The organism is uncultured Psychroserpens sp., assembly GCF_947500255.1.
Taxonomy (GTDB): Bacteria; Bacteroidota; Bacteroidia; order Flavobacteriales; family Flavobacteriaceae; genus Psychroserpens.
In genome coordinates this window covers 330,223-355,468 of sequence record NZ_CANMRL010000001.1, presented here as the reverse complement: position 1 = coordinate 355,468, position 25,246 = coordinate 330,223, and the positions used below count along the sequence as shown (strand labels likewise).

Here is a 25,246-nt window from a genome sequence, read left to right as displayed (position 1 = left end):
TTATACCTTCAAATTAGCCTCATACTTTTTTAAGACACTCATAAACGGTTGCTTTAGTAGTAACTGTCCTGTAGCCGCTTTTATCGCATTTGCTAAAGCACCTCCAGCAGGTGGAAGACCTGGTTCTCCTAATCCCGTTGGTGACAAATCATTCTCAACAAAATAAGTATGTACTGTTGGTGTTTCTCTCATTCTAATTAAACGGTACGTATTGAAATTAACATCTTGAGGTTTTCCTTTGTCAAATGAAAAATCACCATACATCGCATGTCCGATACCATCAATAACACCACCTTCTACTTGGTTTTTTGCGCCAGTTGGATTAACTACGATACCACAGTCTACTGCAACGGTTACTTTTTCAACAGAAGGATAGCCATTTTTTAAAGTAATATCTACAACTTCGGCTACATGAGTATTGTGACTATAGTAGGCTGCGAATCCTTGATAGACACCTTCTCTTGTTTTCCCCCAATTACTTTTTTCGGCAGCAAGTTTGATCGTATCTGTCATACGTTTTGCTGAATACTGTATGTCTGGGTCTTGACCGTCTTTTACATTCTTAAGTAAATCTAAACGTAATTGCACAGCATCAACTTCTAGAAGCTCAGCTAGTTCATCAAAGAAGCTTTGTTCAGCATAAGCCAAGAAGTTCGTGTAAGGTGCTCTCCAGGCACCAGTAGTGATATTACTTCGATAGTTCCCTGTTTCTACTTTATAATTATCAATTGCTCCAGCAGGGAAGAAGTGCGGAATTAAGCCATACATGTTATTGTTTATAGCCGCTTCTTTTAAATGATAACCAGTTACTTTTCCATCTTTGAGCGATGCAGCAATTCTGTATTTTATGGCTGGTCTGTAAATACCTGCAGCCATATCATCTTCTCTTGAAAATACTACTTTTACAGCTTGTTTAGTAATGTTAGAGATTTCAGCAGCTTCTAAAGCAAAGTCACCATAGAGACGTCGTCCAAATCCACCACCCATTCTCGTCATTTCCAAATGAATATCTTTTTCATCACGATCAATCAGGTTGGCAATTCGTCTTGCAGTACCTGCAGGTGTTTGAATTGGTCCTACCAAATGCACTTTATCTGCAGTGACATTAGCATAGAAATTCATAGGTTCCATACAATTGTGAGGTAGGAAAGGTGACTCGTATGTGCGTTCTAAAACTTGGTCGGCTTCTGCAAATGCTTTTTTTACATTGCCGTCTTCCCGACGTATATCTAATTGATTGCCATCAAGAATGGCATTAAGTTTTTTGTCATGATCAGCTGTGCTTTCTAAAGTTCCATCATTTGTCCATTGTACATCTAAGGCTTTTTTTCCTTTCATGGCAGCCCAAGTGTTAGATGCTAGTACAGCAATTTTATCACCAAACTGTACCACATCAGAAACACCATTAATTGATTTAGCATTAGTGTCGTCAAAAGAACTTACTTTTTGACCAAAAGCTGGAGGTCTCATAACAGAGACATATTTCATGCCTTCGGCTTTATAATCCAGACCAAACAGAGGTTCGCCAGTTATAATTTTATCGATATCGACATTCACAGCATCTTTACCAATTATTTTATAATCTTTGGTAGCTTTTAGTGTAACATTTTCTGGTACTTCAAGTTGTGCAGCGTCATTGACAACATCACCATAACCAAGTGTTTCACCTGTTGGACTTGTAATTACACCATTAGATGCAGAGCAAGAAGATGCTTCAATTCCCCATTTTGCAGCAGCAGCATTAACAAGCATTTGCTTTGCTGTAGCTCCAGTTTCACGCAAGGCATTCCAACCAAATCGAATGGACTGGCTACCACCAGCAACTTGTCTTGTGAAATTATTAGTATCTAAGGCGCCTTGCTCAACACTAACATGTTCCCAAGGCACATCAAGTTCTTCGGCAATAATCATTGGCATTGATGTTTTAACACCTTGTCCAATTTCAGGATTGGGAGAAAAAATAGTGACATAACCATTATCGGCTATTTTGATGAAGGCATTAAAGTCGTTAAAATTAAGTTGCGATACATCAACAGGAGGAACCGCAGCTTCCTTACATGATGTAAAGAAGTTAAATCCTATTAAAATTCCGCCACTGGCTAATGCAGAAGTACGAATGAAACTACGTCTGCTAAATGTGATTTTGTTTTGATTTTCCATAATAATTTAGCTTAAGACATTTTTTTAGCAGCTAAGGCAACTGCTTTTTCAATTCGGTTATAACTCGCGCATCGACATAAATTACCATTCATGGCATTTCTTATGTCTTCGTTACTAGGGTTTGGATTGTCTTTTAAAAAAGAAGAAGCGGTCATCATTTGACCAGCTTGACAGTAACCACATTGCGGTACATCTAATTCTTTCCAAGCCTCTTGCACAGGATGTAATTCATCTTTTGCAAGGCCTTCAATAGTTGTAATGTTAGCGCCTTCAAGGCTAGATACAGGAAGAGAACAACTCCTGACTGCAACACCGTCTAGATGCACTGTACATGCACCACATTGAGCAATTCCGCAACCAAATTTGGTGCCTACTAAATTGAGTTCGTCACGAAGTACCCATAGTAAAGGAGTATCATCGTCTACGTTTATGTTAACTGATTTTCCGTTAACTTTTAAATTATAACTTGCCATAGAACTTGAGATTTAGCTAAAGTTATAAAATATTTGCTGGAAAATCGTAGTGTATTAATTTTTTATAACGATTTTAAGAAATCGAGATAGTCTTGTTGTGTATCTATATCTAATAACGTATTACAATTGACTTTAATAACATTTTTATTATTGGAATTCAAGACATTTTTTGCGCCTTTATCTCCTTCAAGTCTTTTTAACTGTTTAAAATATGTCTTTGGAAAAATAGCAGGTACGCCAATATTATCTTGATAATCTGATGCAGAAATTTTTGAAGAATTTTGATTAAAACTATCAATTAATACATTTAGATAATTGACATCAATACGAGGTTGATCTGCAAGTGTTATTAAAACAGCATCAAAGTTTAGATTTTCAATATGATCTAATCCAGCTATAATGCTAGAACTTAATCCGTTATTGTAATTCGTGTTAATGATAACGTTTGCTTTATATGAATTAATAGATTTACGAATTTTTTCAGCATTTGCACCTAATACACAAAACACCTCGTTGGCATTAGATTGTAAAGCTGTTTCGATAGATTTTCCTATAAGTGTTGTATGACCAATAGTTAATAATTGTTTCGCCGTTCCCATTCTATTTGAACTACCAGCTGCTAGAATTAAAATGGCAACCTTCATTGTTCCTTAGACATTTTATTCGCAAAGGTTCTTAGCGGCATCACTTCAGTTTTTCGTATAACAGATAAAATTTCGGCAAGAATTGACAAGGCAATTTCTTCAGGAGTTATGGCGCCAATATGTAATCCGGCTGGACTATGTATACGTTCAAGAAATGTTTCAGATAACTCTGAGACATAATTCATGAGTTCATTTTGTAATTGATTTCTACGTTTAGATGAACCAATAATGCCAATATATTGAGGGTGTAATGGCTCTAACTTGATCAAATATTTTAAATCTAAAACATAATTATGAGTCATCAATACAACAACTGTTTCAGTATCTATTTTGAGATCAGCTATTTCGGGAGTTTGCGCAGTGACTGATTTGGCACCTGGAAAATCAGATAATAACTTAGGATCTTTTATAGACGTTATGATATCAACTTCCCAGCCTAATAAATTTGCCATAGCACATAACTTAACCGCGTCATGTTCACCGCCAATAATGAGTAATTTAAGACTAGGTTTTAAATCTTGAGAAAAGAGTTGTGTCGTTTCAGAGTGTTTAGGTTTGAATGTTTCTGAAAACGTAAAATTAGTATTGGTATTGACGTGAAACACACTTCCGAAATTACCATAGGCTTCATCTTCTTTTTTGAAATAAGATTCAATTTTAAAAGTATCCCGACAGTCTAAGCTCGATTGAAATGTTTTCAAGAAGTCATCAGAAATATAGAATGGTTCAATCAAGATATACAATATACCTTCACAGCCTAATCGGTAGCGTCCATCATAAGTAATGACTTTAGGTTTTCCATCTACAAATACGGATTGTGCACGTCGTTTAACTTCATTTTCTACACAACCACCGCTTACAGCGCCAACCATTGTGCCATCTTCAGAAATGAGCATTCTTACTCCAGGTTTTCTGTAGGACGATCCTTCGAGAAATACTACAGTGGCAAGGACATTTTTTAATCTGTTTTGCTGATTGATCTTAGCTTTGTAAACAATGTCTTTGAATTCGTGTGTCATAGATCTTATTATCTGAATGCCTACTAAAATACAGTTTTATTGAATATTATAAAACTAAATAAGATTTTGTCTGCTACTATTAAACCAACACTTTTTAAAAGCAAGAGCAAATAAAAACGTATTCACACTAATTAAAACTTATAGCATGATTATCTATCCTCCAATAGTAATCATGCTTCTATTTTTTGAGTGTAGATCAGGTGTTTTTAGCTTTTCGAGTGTGTCCATTCCACCTCTCATTTTGGCTTTTAAGCGAATAGCTTTCTTAATGATATTATCGATAGATTTTCCTACTCTAAGCGCTGTTAATAGATCAGATTCTTCAGCAGAAAACAAGCAATTCTTTAAATGACCGTTTGCAGTTAATCTAAGTCTATTGCAAGAATCACAAAACGGATTAGTGACAGAGCTTATGATTGCAAATGAACCTTTGTAGCCTTTAATCTTATAATTTTTGGATGTGTCATTCTTAGCGTCATCTAATCGTATGAGTTTTTCTTTTGAAAAGCTATCAGTTGTGATATCTAATACTTCTTTTAATGAGACCATTTTTTTGATATCCCACTTGTTACCATCAAAAGGCATAAATTCTATAAACCGAACAGTAATAGGTAATATTTTAGTTAGTTCTATAAAGTCGATGATTTCATTGTCATTAAATCCTTTCATTAAAACAGCATTGATTTTTACATTGAACCCTTCTGCAACTAATGATAGAATATTGTTATACACTTTATCAAAATAATCCCGTCTTGTAATCTCTTTAAACTTTTCAGCATTTAAAGAATCCAAGCTAACATTGATATTTTTTATGTGACAGTTTTTTAGCGTTTCAATGTGACGTTCTAGATTCACAGCATTAGTAGTTAAGGCTAGTTCAACAGGAAGTGTTGCCAATTTTTCTAAAATAATATGAGCATCTTTTCTAACCAAAGGTTCTCCTCCAGTAAGTCTAATTTTTGTCACGCCATGATCTACAAATATTTTGGCAATGGTGTAGATTTCATCAAAAGACATGATATGTGATTTTGGTGATAACTGAATGCCTTCGGCAGGCATGCAATAGGTGCATCGTAAATTACAACGTTCGGTAAGAGAAATACGAAGATATGTATGCTCTCGTTTATAGGTGTCTATTAAAATAGGATTTACTTTTTTCATGTTTAATCGTGACGTGCGCCTTTAAATATTCTGAAAATATGCAACAGTGATGGAAAAATAGCATCCATAGATTCTTTAGCACCATTAGTTGAGCCAGGTAAAGCTAATACCAAACAATTTTTATACGTTCCTGCAACGCTTCGAGATAACATAGCATATGGTGTTCTTTCTTGTCCGTAACTACGAATAGCTTCTTCTATACCAGGAATGGTTCTGTCTAATAGCGGCTCTAAAGCTTCTGGTGTGACATCGCGTTTAGATAATCCTGTGCCTCCAGTAAAAATGACCAAATCTATATGTTGTTCTTGATAGTGTTTTACTTTTTGTTGAATGCGATCTATTTCATCAGGAATTATGGTATAGTCTGAAATCGCAACATCGCAATCCTCTAATTTTTGAATAATAGCTTTTCCAGCTTTATCCTCTTTTTGTCCTGCCGAAATGGTATCTGAGCACACAACAACAGCAGCTGTTATATCTTTTCTGAAATGATCTTTAAAATCAGATTTTCCGCCTTTTTTATTTAATAATTTGATATGATGAATTTCAACACCTTTGTCAATAGGTTTTAGCATATCATACATGTTTAACGCAACAATACTTGCGCCATGCATGGCTTCTACTTCGACTCCAGTTTTGTAAATAGTTTTTATCGTACAAAGAATTGTAATTTCTAAACCATTGATGTCATAGTCTATACCTGTAAATTCTATTGGTAATGGATGACAGTCTGGAAGTAGGTCAGGTGTTTTTTTAACGCCTAACAAACCTGCTGCTTTACTCATAGCAAAAACATCACCTTTTGGTACTGTTTTGTTTTCTATTGCTTTAATAGTATCCAAGGTACTCACTTTTACAATGGCTTGAGCAGTTGCAATCCTTAACGTATTTATTTTGTGTGTTATATCTACCATTTTTTAACTATTAACTTTCCATTGGTGGCTTTGGTCTTCAAAAATCTCTTTACCAAAAATGGGAACTTGTTCTTTAATTGTGTTAACCAAATATTCTATAGCATTAAAAACTTCTACACGTCTTGGAGAAGAAACGAATACAAATAGGCAGATTTCTCCTGCATTTACCTTTCCTAAGCTATGATAAATATGCATACAAGTAAGGTTGAATTTTTTAAAGGTTGCTTCACGAATCTCATGAAATTTCTCGTTAGCCATCTCTTCGTAAGCTGTATATTCAATAGCTTTAATGGTCTTTCCATCTATAATATCTGCTCTCACCTGTCCTAAAAAGATGTCATGAGCACCAATAGTGGTTTTTGTTTGATGCTTAGCAATAGAATTTCCTATAAATTCTGCCGAAATAGCCCCTTCTATAAAAACTGCTTTAGGTTTACGTTCTTTGTTCATTATACATGTATTTTAAAATAGTTCTCAATGGCGGTTATACCATTTTTTATACTATAACAATTAGTAATATCTTGTTCTTGTAAAATAGAAACGGCTTTTTTACTTCGCATTCCAGATTTACAAAACATTATTATGGTTTTTGTTTTATCAATACTATGAAGTTCCTGTTTTATTGTACTCAACGGTATTTTTATATGATGTAATCTGTTAGCTTTTGGTAACTCATTAAGTTCACGCACATCAATAAACAAGATGTTTTCTTTTTGTAAAGCTTCATCTATGGTTATTTCTTTTACAGTAAGGTTGCAGGTTTTGCTATAATATTGTTCTTCAAAGTAATCTCTTTTGGATTTAACCTTCTCAAATTCGGTAGTAGATTTTTTAATGTCAATGGTAAATGTTTGTGTGGTTTTCGAATTGTAGCAATAGAGCTTTCCAGACAGAACGTTTTTAAAACCGAGAATGATTTTAATAACTTCATTGGCTTGCATAGTTCCAATAATTCCAGGTAAAATACCTAAAACACCAACTTCAGAACAATTGGGAATGTCATTTTCACTTGGAGGATTGGGAAATAGACATCGATAACTTGGTCCATTATTATAATTAAAAACAGATACCTGTCCTTCAAATTTATAGATAGCACCATATACAATAGGTTTATTAGTTAATATGGCAGCATCATTTATAAGGTAACGAGTTTCAAAATTGTCTGTACCATCGACAATAATATCGTAGTTAGAAAAGTAATGTAATGCATTCTGAGGTGTAAGGGCTTCTGTAAAAGCTTCGACAGTTATAGTGTTATTTAAATCACTTAGTCGTTGTTTTGCTGCGATGGCTTTTTGCTGCCCTAAATTAGACGTTCCATAGAGGATTTGGCGTTGCAGGTTTGATTCTTCCACAATATCAAAATCTATAATACCAATATGACCTATGCCAGCAGCCGCTAGATATTGAAGCACAGGACAGCCTAAGCCACCAGCGCCAATAACTAAAACTTTAGCCTGATTAAGTTTGTTTTGACCATCAATGCCGATGTCCTTTAAAATAATATGTCTACTATATCTACTCATAGTCTTTAACCTCCAGCAAAAGGTGGTAATAGTACAATTTCAGAATTTAAAATTTGAGTGTCTTCTGAAACCAAAGTTTGATTTTGAGCTACTTGAAATTCTTTTTTTTCAAGTGCTGGGTATTTAGCAAGGAGCATCTTTAGTAATTCAGAAACAGTGTCTTCAGAAAATGTAATAGTTTCCTCTGTACATTCTGTAATCTCCGCTAACATTCCAAAATATTTAATTGTCAATTTCATTGTATAACAGATTTAATTGATCTCGTGTATTTATGTTTTGTGAATATTTCTCTAGTGACGATTTCAGAATAATAGTCTTTGTTTTTTGTTGGTTTACAAAGGTTTGTAAGCGACGTTCTCCAGATTCTATTGTTTTTAAACAAGACATCATACAGCGTTTTTTGTATACAGCTAATAAGGGGTTTGTTCTATCTTTAACTGAAACCTGTACAATATCATCTTCAACAGAAACATCACTAATAAGCTGTTCTAGTAATTCCTTAGTTATTAATGGAATATCACAGCTTAACACAAGGTTGTCTTCGGTTGTGGAATGGTATAACCCAGAATATAAACCTGCTAAAGGCCCTGTATTTATCATTATATCATTAACCCGTTTCAAATTAAATTGATCATAGTTCTTATTGTTACTTACGATAATGACCTCATTAACCAAAGTCTCAGCAGCATGAATAACGTGGGCAATAAATGGTTTGTTTTTGTACATAACAAGACCTTTTTCATAACCCATACGTGAGCTTTTGCCTCCTGCTAAGATAATTGCTGTGATGTTACTTTGGTTTAACATTTATATTATAATTAATTTAACTGAAGCAATGATTAAAACAATAGCAAGCATATAGCGTAACAGTTTATTATTAAATTGTTTACTTCCTAGATAACTTCCAAAGAAACCACCAACAAGCGCAATACCAACAAGTAAAAATGATTGACTATCTAATGTAAGTCCGTTGCTAAACTGACCTGCTAATCCCGCTACTGAATTTACCCAAATAAAAAGTGCAGATACTGCAGCGGCTTCTTTCATTTTTCCCCAGTGTAATAATAGAATTATTGGACTTAAAATAATACCACCTCCAATTCCAATAAGACCAGAGAAAAAACCGATACCGCCTCCGACTACGAGTCCTTGCCAAACTTTTACATCCTTGATTTGCGAACTTTCTTTACCAAAGACATTTAGCATTTTTAAGATGGCGAAAATTAATAGTGCTGCTAATATTTTTTTGTAAATCGATGCATCAATTTCAAGCATGCCTCCAATAAAAGCTGTAGGAATTGATGCAACCGCAAATGACAAAAACAGTTTTGCATTAAAGTATCCAGCTTTATAGTAATGGTAAAATGCTATAGCAGCGACAAATAAATTAAGCAGTAATGCTGTTGGCTTCATTATGTCTGGTGCAAATGAAAATAAGGCCATTAAAGCTAGATAGCCACTTGCGCCACCATGACCTACACTTGCATATAGAAATGCAACAACAGGCAAGATTATTAAGAATAATATATTATATGAAGTATATATCATCATATGCTATTAATTTTATCTAAGTGTTTATCTAAATATTTCCAGCAACCTTTATTGATTGTATCAAAAGCTATTATTAACGATTTGCCATAAGGTGTTAGCTTTGCGCCACCTCCGTTTTTCCCACCAACACTTGTAATAACTACTGGTTTAGTAGCAGATTTATTAACAGCATCTAATAATGTCCATGCTTTTTTATAAGACATTTCTAAGCTTTTAGCTGCTTTAGATAAGGAACCATCAGTGTCAATAGCTTTAAGTAATCGTACCCTTCCTTCACCAAGGAAAACATTATTGTCGGCTTCAATCCAAATTCTACTCTTTATTTTGTAATTCATGCTATTATTAATTAGGTAGTGTTATTACATTTACAGTATCTCCAATATTAACTTGCATGATTTCTTCAGGTAAAAAAACCAATCCATTGGCCAATGCAAACGTTTGGAGCATGGCAGAGCTTTGCCCATCCAATATGGTGACAGATTCTTCTTTTATTACTGCTTTCAAGAATTGTGGTCGATCTCCTTTTTTAGTAAAAGTTGATGTTGATTTTTTTTCTGTTTTAGGTAACTGAAAAGTTGAATTTCCACTTAGTAACTGAAGTGCCGTATAAACATAAATATAAAAACAGTTGAGTGCAGCAGCTGGATTTCCTGGCAAAGCAAAGATGGTTGTCTTGTTCTTATTACCAAAGAACAGAGGCTTGCCAGGCTTTTGTTTTACTTTATAAAAAATCTCATTGACATTTAAAGCTTTTAAAGCTTTACCAACAAAATCATAATCGCCAACAGATATTCCTCCAGTTATTAAAACAATATCATATTTAGAGATAACATCTTGTAATAGACTATACGTGTTGTCATAATTATCTTCAACTTTATACGTGTTGTAATCAGAAAACCCAAGTACTTGTAAAGCCGATACTAACATGATAGCATTGCTTTCGTAAATTTGCCCATATTGCAAATTTGTACCAGGCGCAACAAGCTCATTACCTGTAGTAACTATAGCAATAGATGGTTTTTTGTATACTGAAACTTCTGTAATTCCTAATGACGCTAAAAAACCAATAGCGGCAGGTGTTAACTGAGTTCCTTTTTTTAAGGCCGTTTCCCCTGATTTTATTTGTTCCCCTAAAAGGCGAATATTCAAGCCTTTATTTATGTCACCATGTATTACAATGCTACTATCTACGACAGTAACTTTCTCCTGCATAATCACAGCATTTGCAGTATCAGGAACTGCTGCACCAGTAAATATGCGTATAGCCTCTCCAGGTTTTAAAATAGGGTGATCATTGTCTCCTGCTTTGATTTCTCCTATTAGTTGGTAGGATTCTAAATCATGAATATGTATTGCAAAACCGTCCATAGCAGATTGTCTAAAAGGAGGCATATTGATAGAAGAAATAACATCTTTAGATAGAAAATAACCACTGCTGTTACTTAGAGTCATTCTAGATCCTTTCAATGGTTCAATGGTCTCTATTATCTTATTATATGCTTCTTTAATACTAATCAATTACAATTCTTTATTGTTATATGTTTCTAAATATAGCGTTATTTCTTTATAAATATAACGGTTTGTAAAAACGATTTAGAAATCCCGCTTGATTTCTATTTAAAAAATGGGAGATTCATAAATCCCTAAAAATGGGGATTGACTAAACTCTTCATTATGAATACCTTAAACTCCAAGTTTTTCGTGATAAATAAACTTCAGAAAATAAACAAATATGATTGCTCTTGCGCTCAAATTATTAAGAGATGAATTAAGTGATTACATCGTCCAAAACAAAAGGTCGGGTGATGGTATTACAAAAGATAGAATTGCTCTTGGCAATATAGCCTCAATGGATAATGATACTATAGTAGAATTAAAGGATAGTGTCATTATTACCTTGGTCAATATAGAAGAGGAAAGTACTCTAAAAAATGGCAGTCATATTGTTAAGACCAACACAGGTATAAAATATATGGAGCCTGCCGTACATTTAAATCTTTACGTTTTAATATCTGCTACTCAAAAAGAAAAGCCTGTTGCCGATAATTACGAATTTCCTTTACATAGATTGTCCTTAGTCTTACAGTTCTTTCAAGCAAAAAAAACCTTTACTGTTAAAAATTCTCCTTTTAGTCAAATCTCCATAGATCAACCAGGTGTAGAAGATGATTGGATTACAAACGAGTTAAGAGATGAGATCAAATTAAATGTTGAGTTATACACTTTAACTTTTGAGCAAATTAATCATTTATGGGGTTCCTTAGGAGGTAAACAAGTGCCTTTCGCTATGTATAAAGTAAGGTTGGTTAAAATTCAAGAAACTTCTGGTATTGAAGCTCCAGTTATTGAAGAAATTAAGAATAATGTTTTAGTAACTAATGCAGAATGTGATGAGTGAATTCCTTTACAAACGTTTGTTTGAAGTCAATCTACTTCATGATTATTATTTGATCTCATCAGATGGCATTTCCTTTTTTGAAAAACCCAAAGCAGAAAAAGAGGCACTAATTAAGAACATGATAAATCAGCAAGCGTATAATGTTGCAGATTTTTTAGAGATACAACCTACAGAAGCTACCAAAAAAACCTTGAGTGAGTTTAAACTGATTTACAAAACAACAACACTCGGATTTTTAATAGGAATAGAAGTAAGGGAAGAGCTAAAGTTGGGAGCTAAAGTTTATAAACCTCGTTTTAAACTTCCGGATACACTTAGTCTCACTTTTTCAATACGTATAGCAGTAGCTAATTTTCTAAGTATGACCAATATAAGTATGAGGCCTACTTTACCAGCTATTTACTATTTCACAAATAAAGGCAAAGAAGAGTTTATTGAAGCTGACCCCAACTATAAAACTTTACCTATATCAATAGAGGCAAAGAATCATCAAAGTGGTATGCATTATGAAATGGGAGCTTTGGTGAAATTTGGAACTGGATTAAGAGAAGCTTTGGAATTTACAACGACTAGCAGTAGTAATCTGAGTTTTTGGGGAAAACTCAAAGACAAGCGTTATGTTACTAATGCTGATAGGATTTTGTTGCCACCTATTTTCAACTATCCTATTAAAAAAGAACAAAACATAACGCAACTACAAATTGTATTAGAAGACCAAGACGATAACCTAATAAAATCAATTACTAAAAGTAGTGCTAATCCTCTCCAAAATATCCTTTTGAATTTTGAAATGATAGATGAAACTATTGAAAATCCAATAGCAATTCCTGAAGGGCTTTACAACTTGAAGATTAAAGAAAATGGAGGTCCTGAAATCAGCTATTTAGTGCATCTAAATGATAACTTATATAATAAAAATCACTTAGGCATTATAGATATTCGCTTAGACGAAACAGACTCTCCATTTAGTCTCTTGGATGTAGAAGGATATCTCAAAACTAGAACAGAAAATACGGGAGAGTACATATCGCATCCAGTTTATGAGCTTAGACTTAAAAACAGAAAAACGTATTGGAGATATAACAATGAAGCTAATTTTAAAGCTGCAGATGTCACTGGTGATCTCAACCCACATGTGGTATTTGAGCCAACAACAAAAAAAATAATTTCTAAAAAGCCAAAAGGATTAACACAAGCGTTAGTGCCTTTTATAAGTGGAGCCAATGAGAAAATATTACCTCATCCTAGAACATCTTCATTGAAGGTAGAAGGGAAAAGAATGTTTTCTGAAATCTATATTAATAAATCAAACAGATTAGTAAATAGTTGAAATTAATCTTAAAACAAAAATGACATTATGAATTACAAAACACCAGGAGTTTATATTGAAGAAATCCCTAAACTCCCACCGTCAATTGCACAGGTAGAAACTGCAATTCCTGCTTTCATTGGATATACTGATAAGGCTTTAGATGAAAGAGGAAATTCGCTACTTAATGAGCCCAAAAGAATTAGTTCTATGTTAGAATATGAACGTTTTTTTGGTAAAGCCGTTCCAGAAGAAAATCTTTCAGTACTTATTAAAGAAACACCAGGTGCACCCGTAAACGTACAAGCATCTATTACAGACAGAGCAAAGTATATAATGAAATATTCATTAGAAATGTTTTTTGCTAATGGTGGAGGACCATGCTGGATTGTTTCAGTAGGAGATTACACTACTGGAATAGTGAGTTTTGCCGACCTTAAAAAAGGTTTAGATGCCACAGAAAAAGTAGATGAAGTAACACTTTATGTTTATCCTGATTCTCAGGGTATAGATAATTTTTCAGATTTCTATAATCTTTTTGGAGAATCGATGGACATGTGTGAAGAATTAAAAGATCGGTTTACAGTAATGGATATTTGGTTAGATCCAACTCAACCAGATCTACTGGCAAATATTGAAACGATGCGAAATAATACGCCTCCAGAAGAAAATACAATTAAGTACGGAGCAACATATTTTCCAAATGTAGAGACTATACTAGATTACTATTATGGAGGAGAAGGAATAGGAGATGCTAGAGTAACAATTGTGCACGAAGGAGGTGACGGTTCTTTAAATGGAACATTAGAAGAATTAAAAACTAAAAATAATGCACTCTACTTTCAAGCACAAAATTCGATACGAAATCTGCCAATGGAAATGCCACCGTCACCTGGAATTGTTGGAATATATGCAAATGTAGATTCTTCGCGTGGTGTTTGGAAAGCACCTGCCAATGTCAACATGGATTATGTAATTAAACCAGTTATAAAGATTACAGATAAACAACAAGAAAGCTTAAATGTAGATGTTAATGCAGGTAAATCAGTTAATGTTATACGCTCCTTTGTTGGTAGAGGTAATGCCATTGTTTGGGGAGCTAGAACTATGGCTGGTAATAGTAATGAATGGCGATATATCTCTGTTAGAAGATTTTTCAATATGGTCGAAGAATCTGTAAAAAAAGCATCGGTACAATTCGTTTTTGAGCCTAACGATCTCAATACTTGGGTCAGAGTTAAATCAATGATAGATAATTTCTTAGTACAACAGTGGAAAGCAGGAGCTTTAATGGGAACTACTCCAGAGCAAGCTTTTTATGTAAAAGTTGGATTAAATGAAACTATGGATGAAGTAGACATTTGGGAAGGACGAATGATAGTTGAAATTGGAATGGCTGTAGTAAGACCTGCAGAGTTTATCATTTTAAGATTTAGTCATAAAATGCTATCAGAGTAATATTAAAAGACGATAAATAAATTTAAAACAATAGTAAAATGGCAAATACAAATGGTAATGATAGCGATTTGCAAAATCCTGAAAAAAAGATTTGTGAAAAGCTGAAATATATCAAAAACGAGAAAAAAGCTGCAGATAGTTTATATAAAGCTAATGACACAAAAAGAGAGTCTAAAGAAAGCTCTCGTGGTTATAAAATATGCTGTCTTAATAAAGCAGAAGAAACTCATAATCTATATCAAGATTTAATGAGCTGTATAGTTTTAAAAAACTATACGAAGGCAGGGATTATTCAAAAAAGTGTTGATGATTATTGTAAAAAAGACGATGACCTTGAAAAGCTTATAAATGAATCTTCAAAGCTTATCAATGATTTGCGGATCAAAATAAACGAAGCGAATGATGCCGCTTGTGTTATGGTTAATTGCGTAAAAGAATGCATTATTCCAAAACCTAAAAGGGGTAAAGGGAGTAAAGGTTCAAGTGTCGCTAAAGAAGTTAAAGATGTCTCTAGAACACTGACTACTATATCTGAGAAAACTTCCGAATTAGCGTGTAAAGGGCAAAATGCATTCAACGGTGTAGTGAATATTGCAGGAATACAAACATTTACAAATACTGGTGGTCTTAAAAGTTTTGCAACTAAGCTTATGGATACCATGAAAATACTAAATGATTGTATCACTGAAAATATAAAAACTTCCGAAAAAGATGTGATCACTTATCGCGATGAATTAAATGTAATTGTTGAAGAATTAGCAGAAGTTAACTGCACCATGCTTGCAGAAGGAAGTAAGAGTCAAGGATTAGAAAACACTCGACTATTTATTTGTAAAGGGGAATGTAAAGAAGACGATTTAGATATTTTATGTGAATGTGAGGATGAAGGAGATTGCGACGACGATGACGATCATTATTCTGGAAAAAATAAGCAACAAAGCGTAGATAAAGATTAATAAATAAAAAAATAGAATTATGGGCATGATAAAATTTTTGAACAACAAAACCTGTTGTGAAGATGACCAAAGCAACGGAGGTAATGGTGATAAAAATTGCTTAACACAATGGGAAGAGCAATTAACCGATGCAAGTAATGATTACAGCGAGAAGTCTGCAGAATCAGAAAAAGCAAAAGAAAAGTATGACAATTCCTATAATTGGAGAGATAAATTAACCAAATGGCTAGATCTCATCGAAAAGTCAAATGAAAAAGCCGATAACATTGTTATTGAACTTGAATTCTTTTATGGACAAGTTATAGAAGTTTGTAAAAATGCAGAATGTACCAGTAAGGCTTTAGAAAAACTGCTTTGTCAAGTGAAATCAATTTTTGATCTTTTGTATACTTATGAAAATGGAGAAGATCAACTTAAAGCTCTTATTGCCAAACTAATCAAAGAAATAAATTGTGTTAAAGACGTCAAAGTCCAAGACAAAGAAACCGCTATTAATTGTGTGAAAGCTTACGAAGAGAAAATTAAAATGGTGTGTGAACTCCAAGATGATCTTTTATGTAAGCTTATAGACGCACTGAAATGCGCCAATCTCCTTTTTGCATATATCTGTGACGAACAAGGGTTACGTTTTAAACTGAAGAAAATCTTAGATGAATTTAACGGTAATATAAAAGAGGAAGCTAGTTGCTCTTCAGATGACGATGATTCTGAATCTTACCCTTGCGATGCACAAGCTAAAAAGCCTCAACCAACAATGCCAATTGATAAAAGCGACTACTTTAAAAATACAAAAAGTAACCTAGATATCGCAATTGTTAAAACTGATAAGTTTAAAGAGGATTGGACAAAAAAGAAAAAGAAAAGCGATGATGCTCTATCAAGAAAAAATAGTCTAGCAGAAGCAATAAAAGCGGCAAAAGCTGCAGAAGGCAAATAAAATTAAAAACAATAAAAAAATAATATCATGGCAGAAAAAAAAATAGATTATCCACTACCAAAGTTTCATTTTAAAGTAGAATGGGGTGATAAATTTCGTATTGGATTTACAGAAGTAAGCGGATTAGATTTCGAAACAGAAGTGATAGAATATAGAGAAGGTGACAATGTAAAATTAAGTAAAACAAAACAGCCTGGACTCACCAAGTATAGTAATGTAACACTTAAAAGAGGTACGTTTCAAGGCGACTTCGACTTTTATAAAGAATGGCAAAAAACATATTACTTCCAAGAGGGTAACAGTACAAGATCTAAATTTAGAAGAGCTGTTACGATTAGCTTGTTAGATGAAAACCATAAGGCAATAATTACATGGGTTTTAGAAAATGCATGGCCTAGTAAAGTACAATCTACAGATTTAAAAGCAGATGCCAATGAGGTTGCAATTGAAACCATGGAACTTGTGCACGAAGGCTTAACCATTCTTGAAGCAAAGGGATAGTAGTATTTATGAAAAGTACGCATCAAATAGTAGGGTTTTACTTTAAAGTAATTTTTGAGGGTCTTTCAGGTACAGATGGTACAGATGTTAGCTTTCAGTCTGTTACTGGTTTAGATGTGCAAATAGAAAAAGAAGCATTGAAAGAAGGTGGTGAGAATCGGTTTGAGCATCAAATGCCTGGACGCACTAAGTATACAACTTTAACTCTAAAAAGAGGAATTATAAAACCCAAAGATTCTAAGTTGTCTATCTGGTGTCAAGAAGCCTTTCAAAACAAGATAATAAACCCTCTTGAAGTCGTTAATGTGCAGCTGTTAGATCAAGAAGCTAAACCGCTAATGCAGTGGCAGCTTTCTCATGTATGGCCAGTAAGTTGGAAAATAGGAGAGTTTAATGCCGAAAGAGGTGAGGTGCTAATAGAAACCTTAGAACTTAATTATAATTATTTCAAACTAACACCTAAAAAAGAATAAAAAATGCCTTTAGAAATTAGAGAATTAGTTATAAAAGCTTCTGTAGGAGATGAAAAGAGTAGTTCTAGTTCAAATAGTGCTGCTGGTGGTAGTACAAGTGATGAATCTACTATTAATGAAATTGTAGAAAAAGTACTTAGTATAATAAAGGAAAAGTCAGAAAGATAATGAATGAGTCAGGAAAATTAGTAAAGGTTTTAATTCATGCTTATGATGATGAGGAATTTAAAATAAAATCCTCTACAAGTCCAGATCCAATTGCTTTGCCTGTTAACCCAGAAAGTTTTAACCGAAACTTAAAAGTAACATTAAATCGACAACAAGGCCAGGGTAATCAAGGTACTAATCCAGACTACAGAGGAACTGAACCAGAGGTGCTCAAGCTTGATTTTGTACTAGATGAGACAAACTCTATTCAAGGATACAAACCTATTGCAGGAAAACAGTTTGTCAAAGATGAATTAAACGCCCTAATGAATACCGTGTATAAAATGAACTGTGGAATACACCGTCCGAATTTTTTAAAAATTCATTGGGGAACGTTGGTATTCACCTGTGTTTTAACAGATCTCGCATTAAATTATACATTATTCAAGCCTAACGGAGATCCTCTCCGAATAAAAGTTAGTGCTACTTTTTTAGAGTATCTATCTCAAAAAGAGAGGGTAGCTAGGGAATGTAAGAAGTCACCAGATTTAACACATGTTAAGCAAGTAAAAGCGGGTGATAGATTAGATTGGCTGACACACCAAATCTATAAAGACCCGAAGTATATAACTCAAATAGCTAGGGCTAACGATTTAACAACTTTCAGAAAAATAAAGCCAGGTGTAACGTTGGTTTTTCCACCTCTTGTAAAAACAGCTGAATAGTATGAAAAATAGAGAAATACCTGTAGAAGCCTCATATAATGTAGCAACGTTTGACATCTTGATTAACGAACAATTAGTTGATCCAGGCTATCAGGTAATTTCAATTTCAATAGTTAAAGAAGTAAATAAAATTCCAACAGCTAAAATTGTTTTAAAAGATGGAGATTCTGCAGATGAGAGCTTTAAAATAAGTGAAGAGGAAGAATTTTTGCCAGGTAAGTCAATAGCAATAAAAACAGGTCGAGATGGAGAAAATGACCTACTATTTAGAGGAATAATAGTTAAACATGGTATTAAAGTTAAAGAAAGTGGTGAAACTCAATTGATATTAGACTGTAGAGATGAAGTCGTAAAAATGACACTGGGAAGACATAATTATTATTATGAAGAGCTGAAAGATAGTGAAATTATGGAGCAGATTATCGACAGATATTCGTCTTTAAGTCATAATGTAGAAGAGACTACTATTAGTCATTTAGAAATGGTACAGCATCACTGTACAGATTGGGATTTTTTATTACTAAGAGCTGAAGCTAATGGTAAATTAGTAGTTGTTGATGATGGTGTTATTAACATCAAATCTCCAGTTACAAATGAAGATCCTTCTCTTTCAGTATTATTTGGATCAACACTTATTGATTTTGAGGCCGAAATGGATTCTAGAAGTCAGTGGACATCAGTTGAGGCTAAATCATGGGATTATGCTGGACAAAATATGTTTGAACATGTAACCGACAGTGTACCAATTGATGAACTAGGAAACGTTAGCGGAGAAGATTTAGCTGAATTAATTAGTCCCGAAAAATTTGAACTCAGACACACAGGTCAGGCAATTGAAGAAGAATTGCAAGAATGGACAAAATCCTTGATGCAGATTAGTCGACTTTCAAAAATACAAGGGCGTGCTAAATTTATTGGATTTGGAGCTATTAAGCCAAGTCAATTAATAGGATTACAAGGTGTTGGTGCAAGGTTTACTGGTAATGCTTTTGTTTCTGCTATTAGGCATGATGTTTATAATGGATCATGGTATACACAGGCGCAATTTGGTTTAAAAGAAGACTGCTTTTCACATATTCATAAAAATATAACAGATGTGCCTGCAGCAGGATTAGTGCCAGCTATTAATGGTTTGCAAATAGGAAAAGTAGTTCAATTGCAAGATGATCCAGAAGGAGAAAATAGAATACTGGTAAGATTACCAATTATAGATAACTCTGCAAGAGGAGTTTGGGCAAGAGTAGCCACATTAGATGCTGGTAAAGGTGATGTCAATGGAGGTAGAGGGTCATTTTTCTTGCCAGAAATAGAAGATGAGGTTATCGTAGGCTTTTTAAATGATGATCCTAGAGAAGCTGTTGTATTGGGAATGCTCAATAGTAGTGCAAAACCAGCACCAATTAATGCACAAGACGATAATCATGAAAAGGGGTTTGTAACCAGATCCAATTTGAGAGTTTATTTTAATGATGATACCAAAACGATAGTGATTGATACACCAGCAGGTAACAGTATCAAATTAGACGAAGATACAACCTCAATAACGATTGAGGATCAGAATGGGAATCTAACAAAAATGGATTCCTCGGGTATAGAAATAAATAGCCAAGGAGACATAAAAATTGAAGCCTCGGGTAAAGTAGATATAAAAGCAGGAATGGAAATGAAATTAAGTGCAATGCAAATAGAGGCTAAGGCCAATGCAAGTATAGAAATGAAGGGAGCAACTGCGAAGTTTTCATCAGATGGAATTACAGAGATCAAAGGGTCTTTAGTTAATATAAATTAAACAAATACTATGGGAGCAGCAGCAAGATTAGGAGATATGCATGTGTGTCCAATGTTTAATGGACCAGTGCCACATGTAGGAGGACCAATTGTTGGACCAGCAAAGCCCAATGTTTTAATTGGAGGGCAACCGGCTGCTGTAGTTGGAGATATGTGCGTTTGCGTAGGCCCTCCAGATACTATAGTAAAAGGTTCATCTACTGTTTTTATTGGAGGAAGTCCTGCAGTAAGAATGGGTGACATGACATCGCATGGAGGAAACATCGTGCAAGGATTTCCAACGGTAATGATAGGAGGATAATATGAATAATGACAAAGCATATTTAGGAACAGGTTGGTCATTTCCACCAACATTTGATAGCGACAGTAAAACCGTGACTATGGTTAGTGCCGAAAAAGACATAGAACAAAGTCTTGAAATTTTACTTTCAACGAGCTTTGGCGAACGTGTTATGCAACCTGATTATGGCTGCAACTTAAGAGATTATCAATTTGAGAGTATGGATAATGCCTTTATCGGTTTTATAAAGGATTTAGTTGAAAGAGCTATACTCTTTTTTGAACCTAGAATTAGTCTAGAAAGAATAGACATAACCCAAGAAGATTCCTTTGATTTAATCGAAGGCTTTCTGAAGATTGATATTCACTATGAAATTGAGGGCACAAATACGCGGTATAATTATGTGTATGATTTTTATTTAAGAGAAGCCGATCAAGGGATATAAAAAGACATTTAAGTAAATGAAAAATCCGTCAAACATAGCACACCCATTAAAAAATAGAACTGGAACTAGTCAAAGAAATAGAGTGATTCAGGCTTTAGGGACAGATGCTGCTCCTATTGATGGAAAAACTTTGGCCGATCGATTGTATTTAATTAATGACTATGCGAGACAGATTAATTTCTATCAGTATAAAAAAACAGAAACAGATGGCGAATCTCAGGAATTAAATACGTGGTCATTATTTTTTGAAGATAGCCTTCCTTTTCAACTCGCAATTTTAAGTAAAACATCAATTGACAAATTAGAGACTCAATTTCTCCTCTTATATCAGGAGTTAGAGGTAAATCCTTCAAAAGAATCTCTAGAATCTCTCTTCAATTTTATATTTAATAAAATTATTACACCTATAACATTGCTATATAAATCGGTTGAATATAGTGAGAATAGTTTTACCGAATCATTAGTGGGAATCATTAAAAGCTCATTCTTAGAGCCTATAATATCCTATATATGTTTGTATAATTCTAGTGCTAATTTTTTGTGTATAGCAAAAAAGAACTTCATTGATTTTATGAAAATGCCATGGCAGTTAAAAGTAGATGAAATATATGCATTAGACTTATGTATTAAGTATGTGAAAAAAGGAAAGAAAGAAGCTTTTTTAAAAGCTGGAGACGTATTGAATACCATATTTTATCAAGTTTTAACTGGTATGCAAAATATTGTAATTGCAGCTCCAGATTATATTGAAGAAAGCTTAATCCCTTTAAAAGAATCATTACAAAAAAAGCACGAGCCGCATATTGCATTACTATTTGCTTTTCTAGAGTTATTTAAACATTTCCAAGGCAACATCAATGAGTTAACTAAGAAGCATTTAGATTTCTTTTATGAGGAAGTGTTAAAAATGGTTCCTAAAGAAGCTGTTCCAGATATGGCTCATATTGTGTTTGAAGTTGCAAATCATCAAGACGCTTACTTACTAAAAAAAGACTTGTTATTAAAAGATGGGAAAGACCTTAACAAACAAGATATACAATTTGGTTTGGATCAGGAAATTGTAATTGATAAGGCACAAGTTAAAGACTTAAGAACATTGTCTTTATATCCTATTGAAAATAACAATACTATAAAATTTATTGAGGGTGTGTATATGGCACCAGTAGCAAAAAAAGCTGATGGAAAGGAGAAAGACTTTAAAGACGATCAACCGAAAAATTGGCCCACCTTAGGTTCAAAATATAGTAAGTGCATTTTAGAGGGAAAAGAGACACCAGAGCACTATCCCAAAGCGAGATTAGGATTTGCGTTGGCATCGCCAGTGCTGTTATTACAAGAAGGAAAACGAAGTGTAAAAATTATTTTGAATTGTGATTTAGTATTTCAGAATGATGAAGAAAGGGAATCAATTACATCATGCTTGCCAGAGTTTATAACTGCTTCAAATAACAATGTAGAACCATTATTTAAAGTTTGGTTTAGTGGTGAAAAGGAATGGATACAGGCAACACCAACAATCATAGCTAAAAACCCACCTGGTAAGATAGAGTTTGAAATAAATGTGACTTTAAAACCAGAAATTGAACCAGTAACTTTTTTCGACGAAACAGTGCTCAACGAAAAAATTAATCTAAAAGAATCACAGCCTGTAGTAAAGATAGAGTTAAATGAAGACGTAGAAATTGAATGTGATATACCTTCTTCAGATACAAATTGCTGTTTGAGAAAAAAAGATGTTGAAAACCCTCAAAACAAAATTTCACCTTATAATTTTCTGAAATGCTTAAAATTAGTTGATGCAGATATTGATGTCAAAGTTTGTGGTGTCAAAAATTTAATTGTTCAAAATGATGAAGGCACTTTAGATATTAAAAGTCAATTATTTCCATTCGGATTACGCCCTGAAGTTCCAGGTTTTGATCCTATGAATCAATTAGAGCCTCCTGAAGGTACACCAACTTGTAAAGATAATACAGATGATAATAATGCATCTTGTTTTGGTTCTAGTTTTTATATAGGAAGTAAAGAAGTATTATTTAAAAAATGGGATTCTATACGAGTAAATTTAGAATGGAAGGATAAACCCGATAGCTTTAATGATTATTATAAAGCTTATCTCAAAAAAGAAAAAGATCTAGGCGTTCCTACAGATATAAATAAGCTTGGTTTAGATGAAGATGATTTTCATTTAAGAATAGGAAAATTAAAAGATGGGACTTGGAACAATCTTTCCAAAATTAACTTATTCGAAAAAACAGTAGACGCTTTTGGAGATTTAACCTGCGAAACGACTGTATATGGATGGGAGGTTGAAAACAAAGGGGTTAATAGTTTTGTAGACTATAATCAACCTATAGATTTGTTTAAAAATTCATTTAATGGGTTTTTAAGGTTTACACTAGCCGATCAAGACTTTTTACATAAAGAATACCCTTTTGTTTTAGCAAGACAAATGCTTGCTTATGCCAATATTGAAGCCAATGGCGGAAAAAAATTAACAGATGCCATTTACATAGAGGAATCTGGGAAAACGGTGATACATCCTTTTCTTGATTTTTTAAGTTTAGGGATAGAAGAAGTTTTAACTGGGCTAAGTGATGAGTTAGAAAAGATTCATGATGCAGTTGAAGCAGCAATCCAATTTCTTGAAGATGACATCGCACTTTTGGCTTCTGTTGAGAATGTAAAAACACAATTGACTACTATTAGCACTAGTATTGATACTTTTTTAGTAAATCCATTTGATCTTGCCGCAATTACTACTTTTTTAGGAGACATAGGTACCAGTATTCAAGATCTAACTACTGGTACTGGCGCAGCGAATCAGGCTTTAAATGATGTTGTAGATTTTATTGCAAACGCATTACTGGAGCTTCGATTAGATGGGATGGCTCTCGACACGTATATTGATAATCTTAAAGGTTCATTTGACGACTTTTACGATGTACTTGATAACACAAACATTTTGAAATTTTTTAATTCAAATGCGTACCAAGCATTAATCCCAAATGAACCTTGGACACCTATTATTAAAAATTTATATATCGATTATTCGGCAAGTGCTGAAAAAAATAACATGGATATCATTCATCTTTATCCTTATGAAAACACATCTAAGCACGAGGATATTGAACAAAGCCCAACACTTTTCCCATATTTTGATGCTGAAGGCACACTATTTATTGGAATAGAGAATATAACAAAAGGTGGAAACCTATCAATACTTTTCCAGTTAGCAGAAGCAACAGCCAATTCTGAATTGGATAAAGCACAGGTCGATTGGGCTTACTTAAGTGAAAATGAATGGAAACCCTTAGCATATGATTTTGACATTATTTCAGATGAAACAGATGGATTTACAGTATCAGGTATCATTACTGTCGCAGTACCAGATGATATAAATAACGATGGAAATACTATAATGCCTGACCCATTGTATTGGATTAGAGCATCATCACCAAAAAATGTAAAAGCAACAGCCGAAATCATAGGAGTACATACACAAGCTGTAAAAACATCGGCTAGATTTAGTGAATTAAGTGACAAAAGCAGATTAGAAAATGAACTTAAACCTGGCAGTATATCAAAATTAGTTGAAGGTGATTTTAATGTTAAAAAAGTTGAGCAAATATATCCAGCATTTGGAGGTAGAAAACCAGAGGCGAATGGACATTTTTATACGCGTGTAAGTGAACATCTAAAGCATAAAGGTAGAGCATTAATGCTAAATGACTATGAAAAAATTGTTTTAGAAGGGTTTCCAGAAATTTATAAAACTAAATGTATTACACATACCATGGGACTTTCGGCTATTAGCTATGAACGTGACCTAGAAATAGCTCCTGGTTATGTAGTGGTAACTGTAATTCCTGATTTAACAAAGCTTAAATCGGGAAACTTACAAGAACCAAAAGTACCAATAAGCTTATTAGAAAGAATTGGAGATCATATTAGAAAACGCACTTCTCCTTTTGCCCGATTAAAAGTGATGAATCCAAGGTTTGAATATGTTGATGTGACCATTTCTGTTAGACTGCATCGTGGTAAGTCGGATGATTTCTATAAGCAAAAACTAAAAGATGATATCCATTTATTCTTAGCGCCTTGGTCACTAGGTGATTCTGAAAAATTAGCTTTTGGACAAGCAGTTCTTTTTTCAGATATCGTTGGTTTTGTTGAACAGCTTGAATATGTAGACTTTATTTCAAAGCTTGAATTAGTTGGCCCATGTGGACAAACAGGATCTATCATAAAACCATTGACAGCAAGATCTGTTTTAACAGGCGGAACACTATCTGTTGATACCGATAAGGAGGAATGCCCAGAAGATAATGAATGTAGAGATAAAGAACCTATAACACTGATTAATCATATTAATTAA

General features: G+C 33.7%; 26 protein-coding genes. 13 read left to right on the top strand and 13 right to left on the bottom strand.

The features are described 5' to 3' along the window. The 13 genes from Q0783_RS01435 to glp all read right to left on the bottom strand — a co-directional run bounded on the left by Q0783_RS01435 (position 1) and on the right by glp (position 10,966). A complete protein-coding gene (locus Q0783_RS01435; protein ID WP_298892693.1) occupies positions 1-2,160 on the bottom strand; it encodes a molybdopterin cofactor-binding domain-containing protein in 2,160 nt (719 codons plus the stop codon). A gap of 11 nt (positions 2,161-2,171) precedes the next feature. Further along, on the bottom strand, positions 2,172-2,633 hold the full coding sequence (locus tag Q0783_RS01430) for a (2Fe-2S)-binding protein (protein WP_298892692.1): 462 nt from the start codon (positions 2,631-2,633) through the stop codon (positions 2,172-2,174). Between the two features lie 62 nt (positions 2,634-2,695). Further along, positions 2,696-3,277: a nucleotidyltransferase family protein gene (locus Q0783_RS01425; protein ID WP_298892690.1), complete on the bottom strand. Its 582-nt coding sequence runs from the start codon at positions 3,275-3,277 to the stop codon at positions 2,696-2,698. Then, a complete protein-coding gene (locus tag Q0783_RS01420) occupies positions 3,274-4,296 on the bottom strand; it encodes an XdhC family protein (protein WP_298892688.1) in 1,023 nt (340 codons plus the stop codon). The genes Q0783_RS01425 and Q0783_RS01420 overlap by 4 nt, the downstream gene beginning before the upstream one ends. Positions 4,297-4,449: 153 nt before the next feature. Continuing rightward, positions 4,450-5,457 (bottom strand): GTP 3',8-cyclase MoaA, encoded by a 1,008-nt coding sequence (gene moaA / locus Q0783_RS01415; RefSeq protein ID WP_298892686.1) that lies wholly within the window; start codon positions 5,455-5,457, stop codon positions 4,450-4,452. Between the two features lie 2 nt (positions 5,458-5,459). Next, on the bottom strand, positions 5,460-6,371 hold the full coding sequence (moaCB, locus tag Q0783_RS01410; RefSeq protein WP_298892683.1) for a bifunctional molybdenum cofactor biosynthesis protein MoaC/MoaB: 912 nt from the start codon (positions 6,369-6,371) through the stop codon (positions 5,460-5,462). A gap of 3 nt (positions 6,372-6,374) precedes the next feature. Next, on the bottom strand, positions 6,375-6,821 hold the full coding sequence (locus Q0783_RS01405; RefSeq protein ID WP_298892681.1) for a molybdenum cofactor biosynthesis protein MoaE: 447 nt from the start codon (positions 6,819-6,821) through the stop codon (positions 6,375-6,377). Further along, complete coding sequence (locus Q0783_RS01400) at positions 6,821-7,897, bottom strand: HesA/MoeB/ThiF family protein (protein WP_298892679.1); 1,077 nt, start codon at positions 7,895-7,897, stop codon at positions 6,821-6,823. Before Q0783_RS01400 ends, Q0783_RS01405 begins: the two co-directional genes overlap by 1 nt. 5 nt (positions 7,898-7,902) lie before the next feature. After that, positions 7,903-8,136: a MoaD/ThiS family protein gene (locus tag Q0783_RS01395; RefSeq protein WP_298892678.1), complete on the bottom strand. Its 234-nt coding sequence runs from the start codon at positions 8,134-8,136 to the stop codon at positions 7,903-7,905. After that, a complete protein-coding gene (locus Q0783_RS01390) occupies positions 8,120-8,704 on the bottom strand; it encodes a molybdenum cofactor guanylyltransferase (RefSeq protein WP_298892676.1) in 585 nt (194 codons plus the stop codon). The genes Q0783_RS01395 and Q0783_RS01390 overlap by 17 nt, the downstream gene beginning before the upstream one ends. Next, positions 8,705-9,448 carry a sulfite exporter TauE/SafE family protein gene (locus Q0783_RS01385; RefSeq protein WP_298892674.1) on the bottom strand — a complete coding sequence of 248 codons (744 nt, stop codon included), beginning with the start codon at positions 9,446-9,448 and terminating at the stop codon, positions 8,705-8,707. Beyond that, positions 9,445-9,783 (bottom strand): winged helix-turn-helix domain-containing protein, encoded by a 339-nt coding sequence (locus Q0783_RS01380; RefSeq protein WP_298892672.1) that lies wholly within the window; start codon positions 9,781-9,783, stop codon positions 9,445-9,447. Before Q0783_RS01380 ends, Q0783_RS01385 begins: the two co-directional genes overlap by 4 nt. A gap of 7 nt (positions 9,784-9,790) precedes the next feature. Then, positions 9,791-10,966, bottom strand: a complete 1,176-nt coding sequence (glp, locus tag Q0783_RS01375) for a gephyrin-like molybdotransferase Glp (RefSeq protein ID WP_298892670.1) — start codon at positions 10,964-10,966, stop codon at positions 9,791-9,793. A 214-nt stretch (positions 10,967-11,180) separates the two neighbouring features. Here glp and Q0783_RS01370 point away from each other — a divergent pair, with 214 nt between their 5' ends. From Q0783_RS01370 to Q0783_RS01310, 13 genes are read left to right on the top strand one after another with little or no spacing between them, the layout of a single operon-like run. Next, positions 11,181-11,846, top strand: coding sequence for a DUF4255 domain-containing protein (locus Q0783_RS01370; RefSeq protein ID WP_298892668.1), 666 nt, complete (start codon positions 11,181-11,183; stop codon positions 11,844-11,846). After that, positions 11,839-13,176, top strand: coding sequence for a hypothetical protein (locus Q0783_RS01365; protein WP_298892666.1), 1,338 nt, complete (start codon positions 11,839-11,841; stop codon positions 13,174-13,176). Before Q0783_RS01370 ends, Q0783_RS01365 begins: the two co-directional genes overlap by 8 nt. Before the next feature lie 27 nt (positions 13,177-13,203). Then, positions 13,204-14,613: a phage tail sheath C-terminal domain-containing protein gene (locus Q0783_RS01360; RefSeq protein ID WP_230934074.1), complete on the top strand. Its 1,410-nt coding sequence runs from the start codon at positions 13,204-13,206 to the stop codon at positions 14,611-14,613. A gap of 38 nt (positions 14,614-14,651) precedes the next feature. Beyond that, complete coding sequence (locus tag Q0783_RS01355) at positions 14,652-15,569, top strand: hypothetical protein (RefSeq protein ID WP_298754762.1); 918 nt, start codon at positions 14,652-14,654, stop codon at positions 15,567-15,569. Positions 15,570-15,588: 19 nt separating this feature from the next. After that, positions 15,589-16,506 carry a hypothetical protein gene (locus Q0783_RS01350; RefSeq protein ID WP_298892663.1) on the top strand — a complete coding sequence of 306 codons (918 nt, stop codon included), beginning with the start codon at positions 15,589-15,591 and terminating at the stop codon, positions 16,504-16,506. Between the two features lie 27 nt (positions 16,507-16,533). Beyond that, positions 16,534-17,007: a phage tail protein gene (locus tag Q0783_RS01345; protein WP_298754765.1), complete on the top strand. Its 474-nt coding sequence runs from the start codon at positions 16,534-16,536 to the stop codon at positions 17,005-17,007. Positions 17,008-17,015: 8 nt separating this feature from the next. Then, positions 17,016-17,480, top strand: coding sequence for a phage tail protein (locus Q0783_RS01340; protein ID WP_298754767.1), 465 nt, complete (start codon positions 17,016-17,018; stop codon positions 17,478-17,480). A 3-nt stretch (positions 17,481-17,483) separates the two neighbouring features. Continuing rightward, the gene (locus Q0783_RS01335) at positions 17,484-17,648 is read left to right on the top strand and encodes a DUF5908 family protein (protein WP_298754769.1); all 165 of its coding nucleotides are present in this window, start codon (positions 17,484-17,486) and stop codon (positions 17,646-17,648) included. Beyond that, positions 17,648-18,352 carry a hypothetical protein gene (locus Q0783_RS01330; RefSeq protein ID WP_298892661.1) on the top strand — a complete coding sequence of 235 codons (705 nt, stop codon included), beginning with the start codon at positions 17,648-17,650 and terminating at the stop codon, positions 18,350-18,352. Before Q0783_RS01335 ends, Q0783_RS01330 begins: the two co-directional genes overlap by 1 nt. 1 nt (position 18,353) lies before the next feature. Beyond that, complete coding sequence (vgrG, locus tag Q0783_RS01325) at positions 18,354-20,141, top strand: type VI secretion system tip protein VgrG (RefSeq protein WP_298892659.1); 1,788 nt, start codon at positions 18,354-18,356, stop codon at positions 20,139-20,141. A 9-nt stretch (positions 20,142-20,150) separates the two neighbouring features. Then, positions 20,151-20,441, top strand: coding sequence for a PAAR domain-containing protein (locus Q0783_RS01320; protein WP_230934066.1), 291 nt, complete (start codon positions 20,151-20,153; stop codon positions 20,439-20,441). Between the two features lies 1 nt (position 20,442). Further along, a complete protein-coding gene (locus Q0783_RS01315; protein ID WP_298754778.1) occupies positions 20,443-20,865 on the top strand; it encodes a GPW/gp25 family protein in 423 nt (140 codons plus the stop codon). A gap of 16 nt (positions 20,866-20,881) precedes the next feature. Next, positions 20,882-25,246, top strand: a complete 4,365-nt coding sequence (locus Q0783_RS01310; protein WP_298892657.1) for a hypothetical protein — start codon at positions 20,882-20,884, stop codon at positions 25,244-25,246.

What these genes read in the sequence shown, in the direction of transcription:
- Q0783_RS01405 (WP_298892681.1), bottom strand. Translation starts at nt 6,821, where the DNA reads ATGAACAAAGAACGTAAACCTAAAGCAGTTTTTATAGAAGGGGCTATT.
- vgrG (WP_298892659.1), top strand. Translation starts at nt 18,354, where the DNA reads ATGAAAAATAGAGAAATACCTGTAGAAGCCTCATATAATGTAGCAACG.
- Q0783_RS01355 (WP_298754762.1), top strand. Translation starts at nt 14,652, where the DNA reads ATGGCAAATACAAATGGTAATGATAGCGATTTGCAAAATCCTGAAAAA.
- Q0783_RS01385 (WP_298892674.1), bottom strand. Translation starts at nt 9,448, where the DNA reads ATGATGATATATACTTCATATAATATATTATTCTTAATAATCTTGCCT.
- moaA (WP_298892686.1), bottom strand. Translation starts at nt 5,457, where the DNA reads ATGAAAAAAGTAAATCCTATTTTAATAGACACCTATAAACGAGAGCAT.
- Q0783_RS01340 (WP_298754767.1), top strand. Translation starts at nt 17,016, where the DNA reads ATGAAAAGTACGCATCAAATAGTAGGGTTTTACTTTAAAGTAATTTTT.
- Q0783_RS01435 (WP_298892693.1), bottom strand. Translation starts at nt 2,160, where the DNA reads ATGGAAAATCAAAACAAAATCACATTTAGCAGACGTAGTTTCATTCGT.
- Q0783_RS01400 (WP_298892679.1), bottom strand. Translation starts at nt 7,897, where the DNA reads ATGAGTAGATATAGTAGACATATTATTTTAAAGGACATCGGCATTGAT.
- Q0783_RS01335 (WP_298754769.1), top strand. Translation starts at nt 17,484, where the DNA reads ATGCCTTTAGAAATTAGAGAATTAGTTATAAAAGCTTCTGTAGGAGAT.
- Q0783_RS01365 (WP_298892666.1), top strand. Translation starts at nt 11,839, where the DNA reads ATGAGTGAATTCCTTTACAAACGTTTGTTTGAAGTCAATCTACTTCAT.
- Q0783_RS01430 (WP_298892692.1), bottom strand. Translation starts at nt 2,633, where the DNA reads ATGGCAAGTTATAATTTAAAAGTTAACGGAAAATCAGTTAACATAAAC.
- Q0783_RS01345 (WP_298754765.1), top strand. Translation starts at nt 16,534, where the DNA reads ATGGCAGAAAAAAAAATAGATTATCCACTACCAAAGTTTCATTTTAAA.
- Q0783_RS01420 (WP_298892688.1), bottom strand. Translation starts at nt 4,296, where the DNA reads ATGACACACGAATTCAAAGACATTGTTTACAAAGCTAAGATCAATCAG.
- Q0783_RS01320 (WP_230934066.1), top strand. Translation starts at nt 20,151, where the DNA reads ATGGGAGCAGCAGCAAGATTAGGAGATATGCATGTGTGTCCAATGTTT.
- Q0783_RS01395 (WP_298892678.1), bottom strand. Translation starts at nt 8,136, where the DNA reads ATGAAATTGACAATTAAATATTTTGGAATGTTAGCGGAGATTACAGAA.
- Q0783_RS01310 (WP_298892657.1), top strand. Translation starts at nt 20,882, where the DNA reads ATGAAAAATCCGTCAAACATAGCACACCCATTAAAAAATAGAACTGGA.
- Q0783_RS01350 (WP_298892663.1), top strand. Translation starts at nt 15,589, where the DNA reads ATGGGCATGATAAAATTTTTGAACAACAAAACCTGTTGTGAAGATGAC.
- Q0783_RS01315 (WP_298754778.1), top strand. Translation starts at nt 20,443, where the DNA reads ATGAATAATGACAAAGCATATTTAGGAACAGGTTGGTCATTTCCACCA.
- Q0783_RS01360 (WP_230934074.1), top strand. Translation starts at nt 13,204, where the DNA reads ATGAATTACAAAACACCAGGAGTTTATATTGAAGAAATCCCTAAACTC.
- Q0783_RS01380 (WP_298892672.1), bottom strand. Translation starts at nt 9,783, where the DNA reads ATGAATTACAAAATAAAGAGTAGAATTTGGATTGAAGCCGACAATAAT.
- Q0783_RS01370 (WP_298892668.1), top strand. Translation starts at nt 11,181, where the DNA reads ATGATTGCTCTTGCGCTCAAATTATTAAGAGATGAATTAAGTGATTAC.
- moaCB (WP_298892683.1), bottom strand. Translation starts at nt 6,371, where the DNA reads ATGGTAGATATAACACACAAAATAAATACGTTAAGGATTGCAACTGCT.
- Q0783_RS01330 (WP_298892661.1), top strand. Translation starts at nt 17,648, where the DNA reads ATGAATGAGTCAGGAAAATTAGTAAAGGTTTTAATTCATGCTTATGAT.
- Q0783_RS01390 (WP_298892676.1), bottom strand. Translation starts at nt 8,704, where the DNA reads ATGTTAAACCAAAGTAACATCACAGCAATTATCTTAGCAGGAGGCAAA.
- Q0783_RS01425 (WP_298892690.1), bottom strand. Translation starts at nt 3,277, where the DNA reads ATGAAGGTTGCCATTTTAATTCTAGCAGCTGGTAGTTCAAATAGAATG.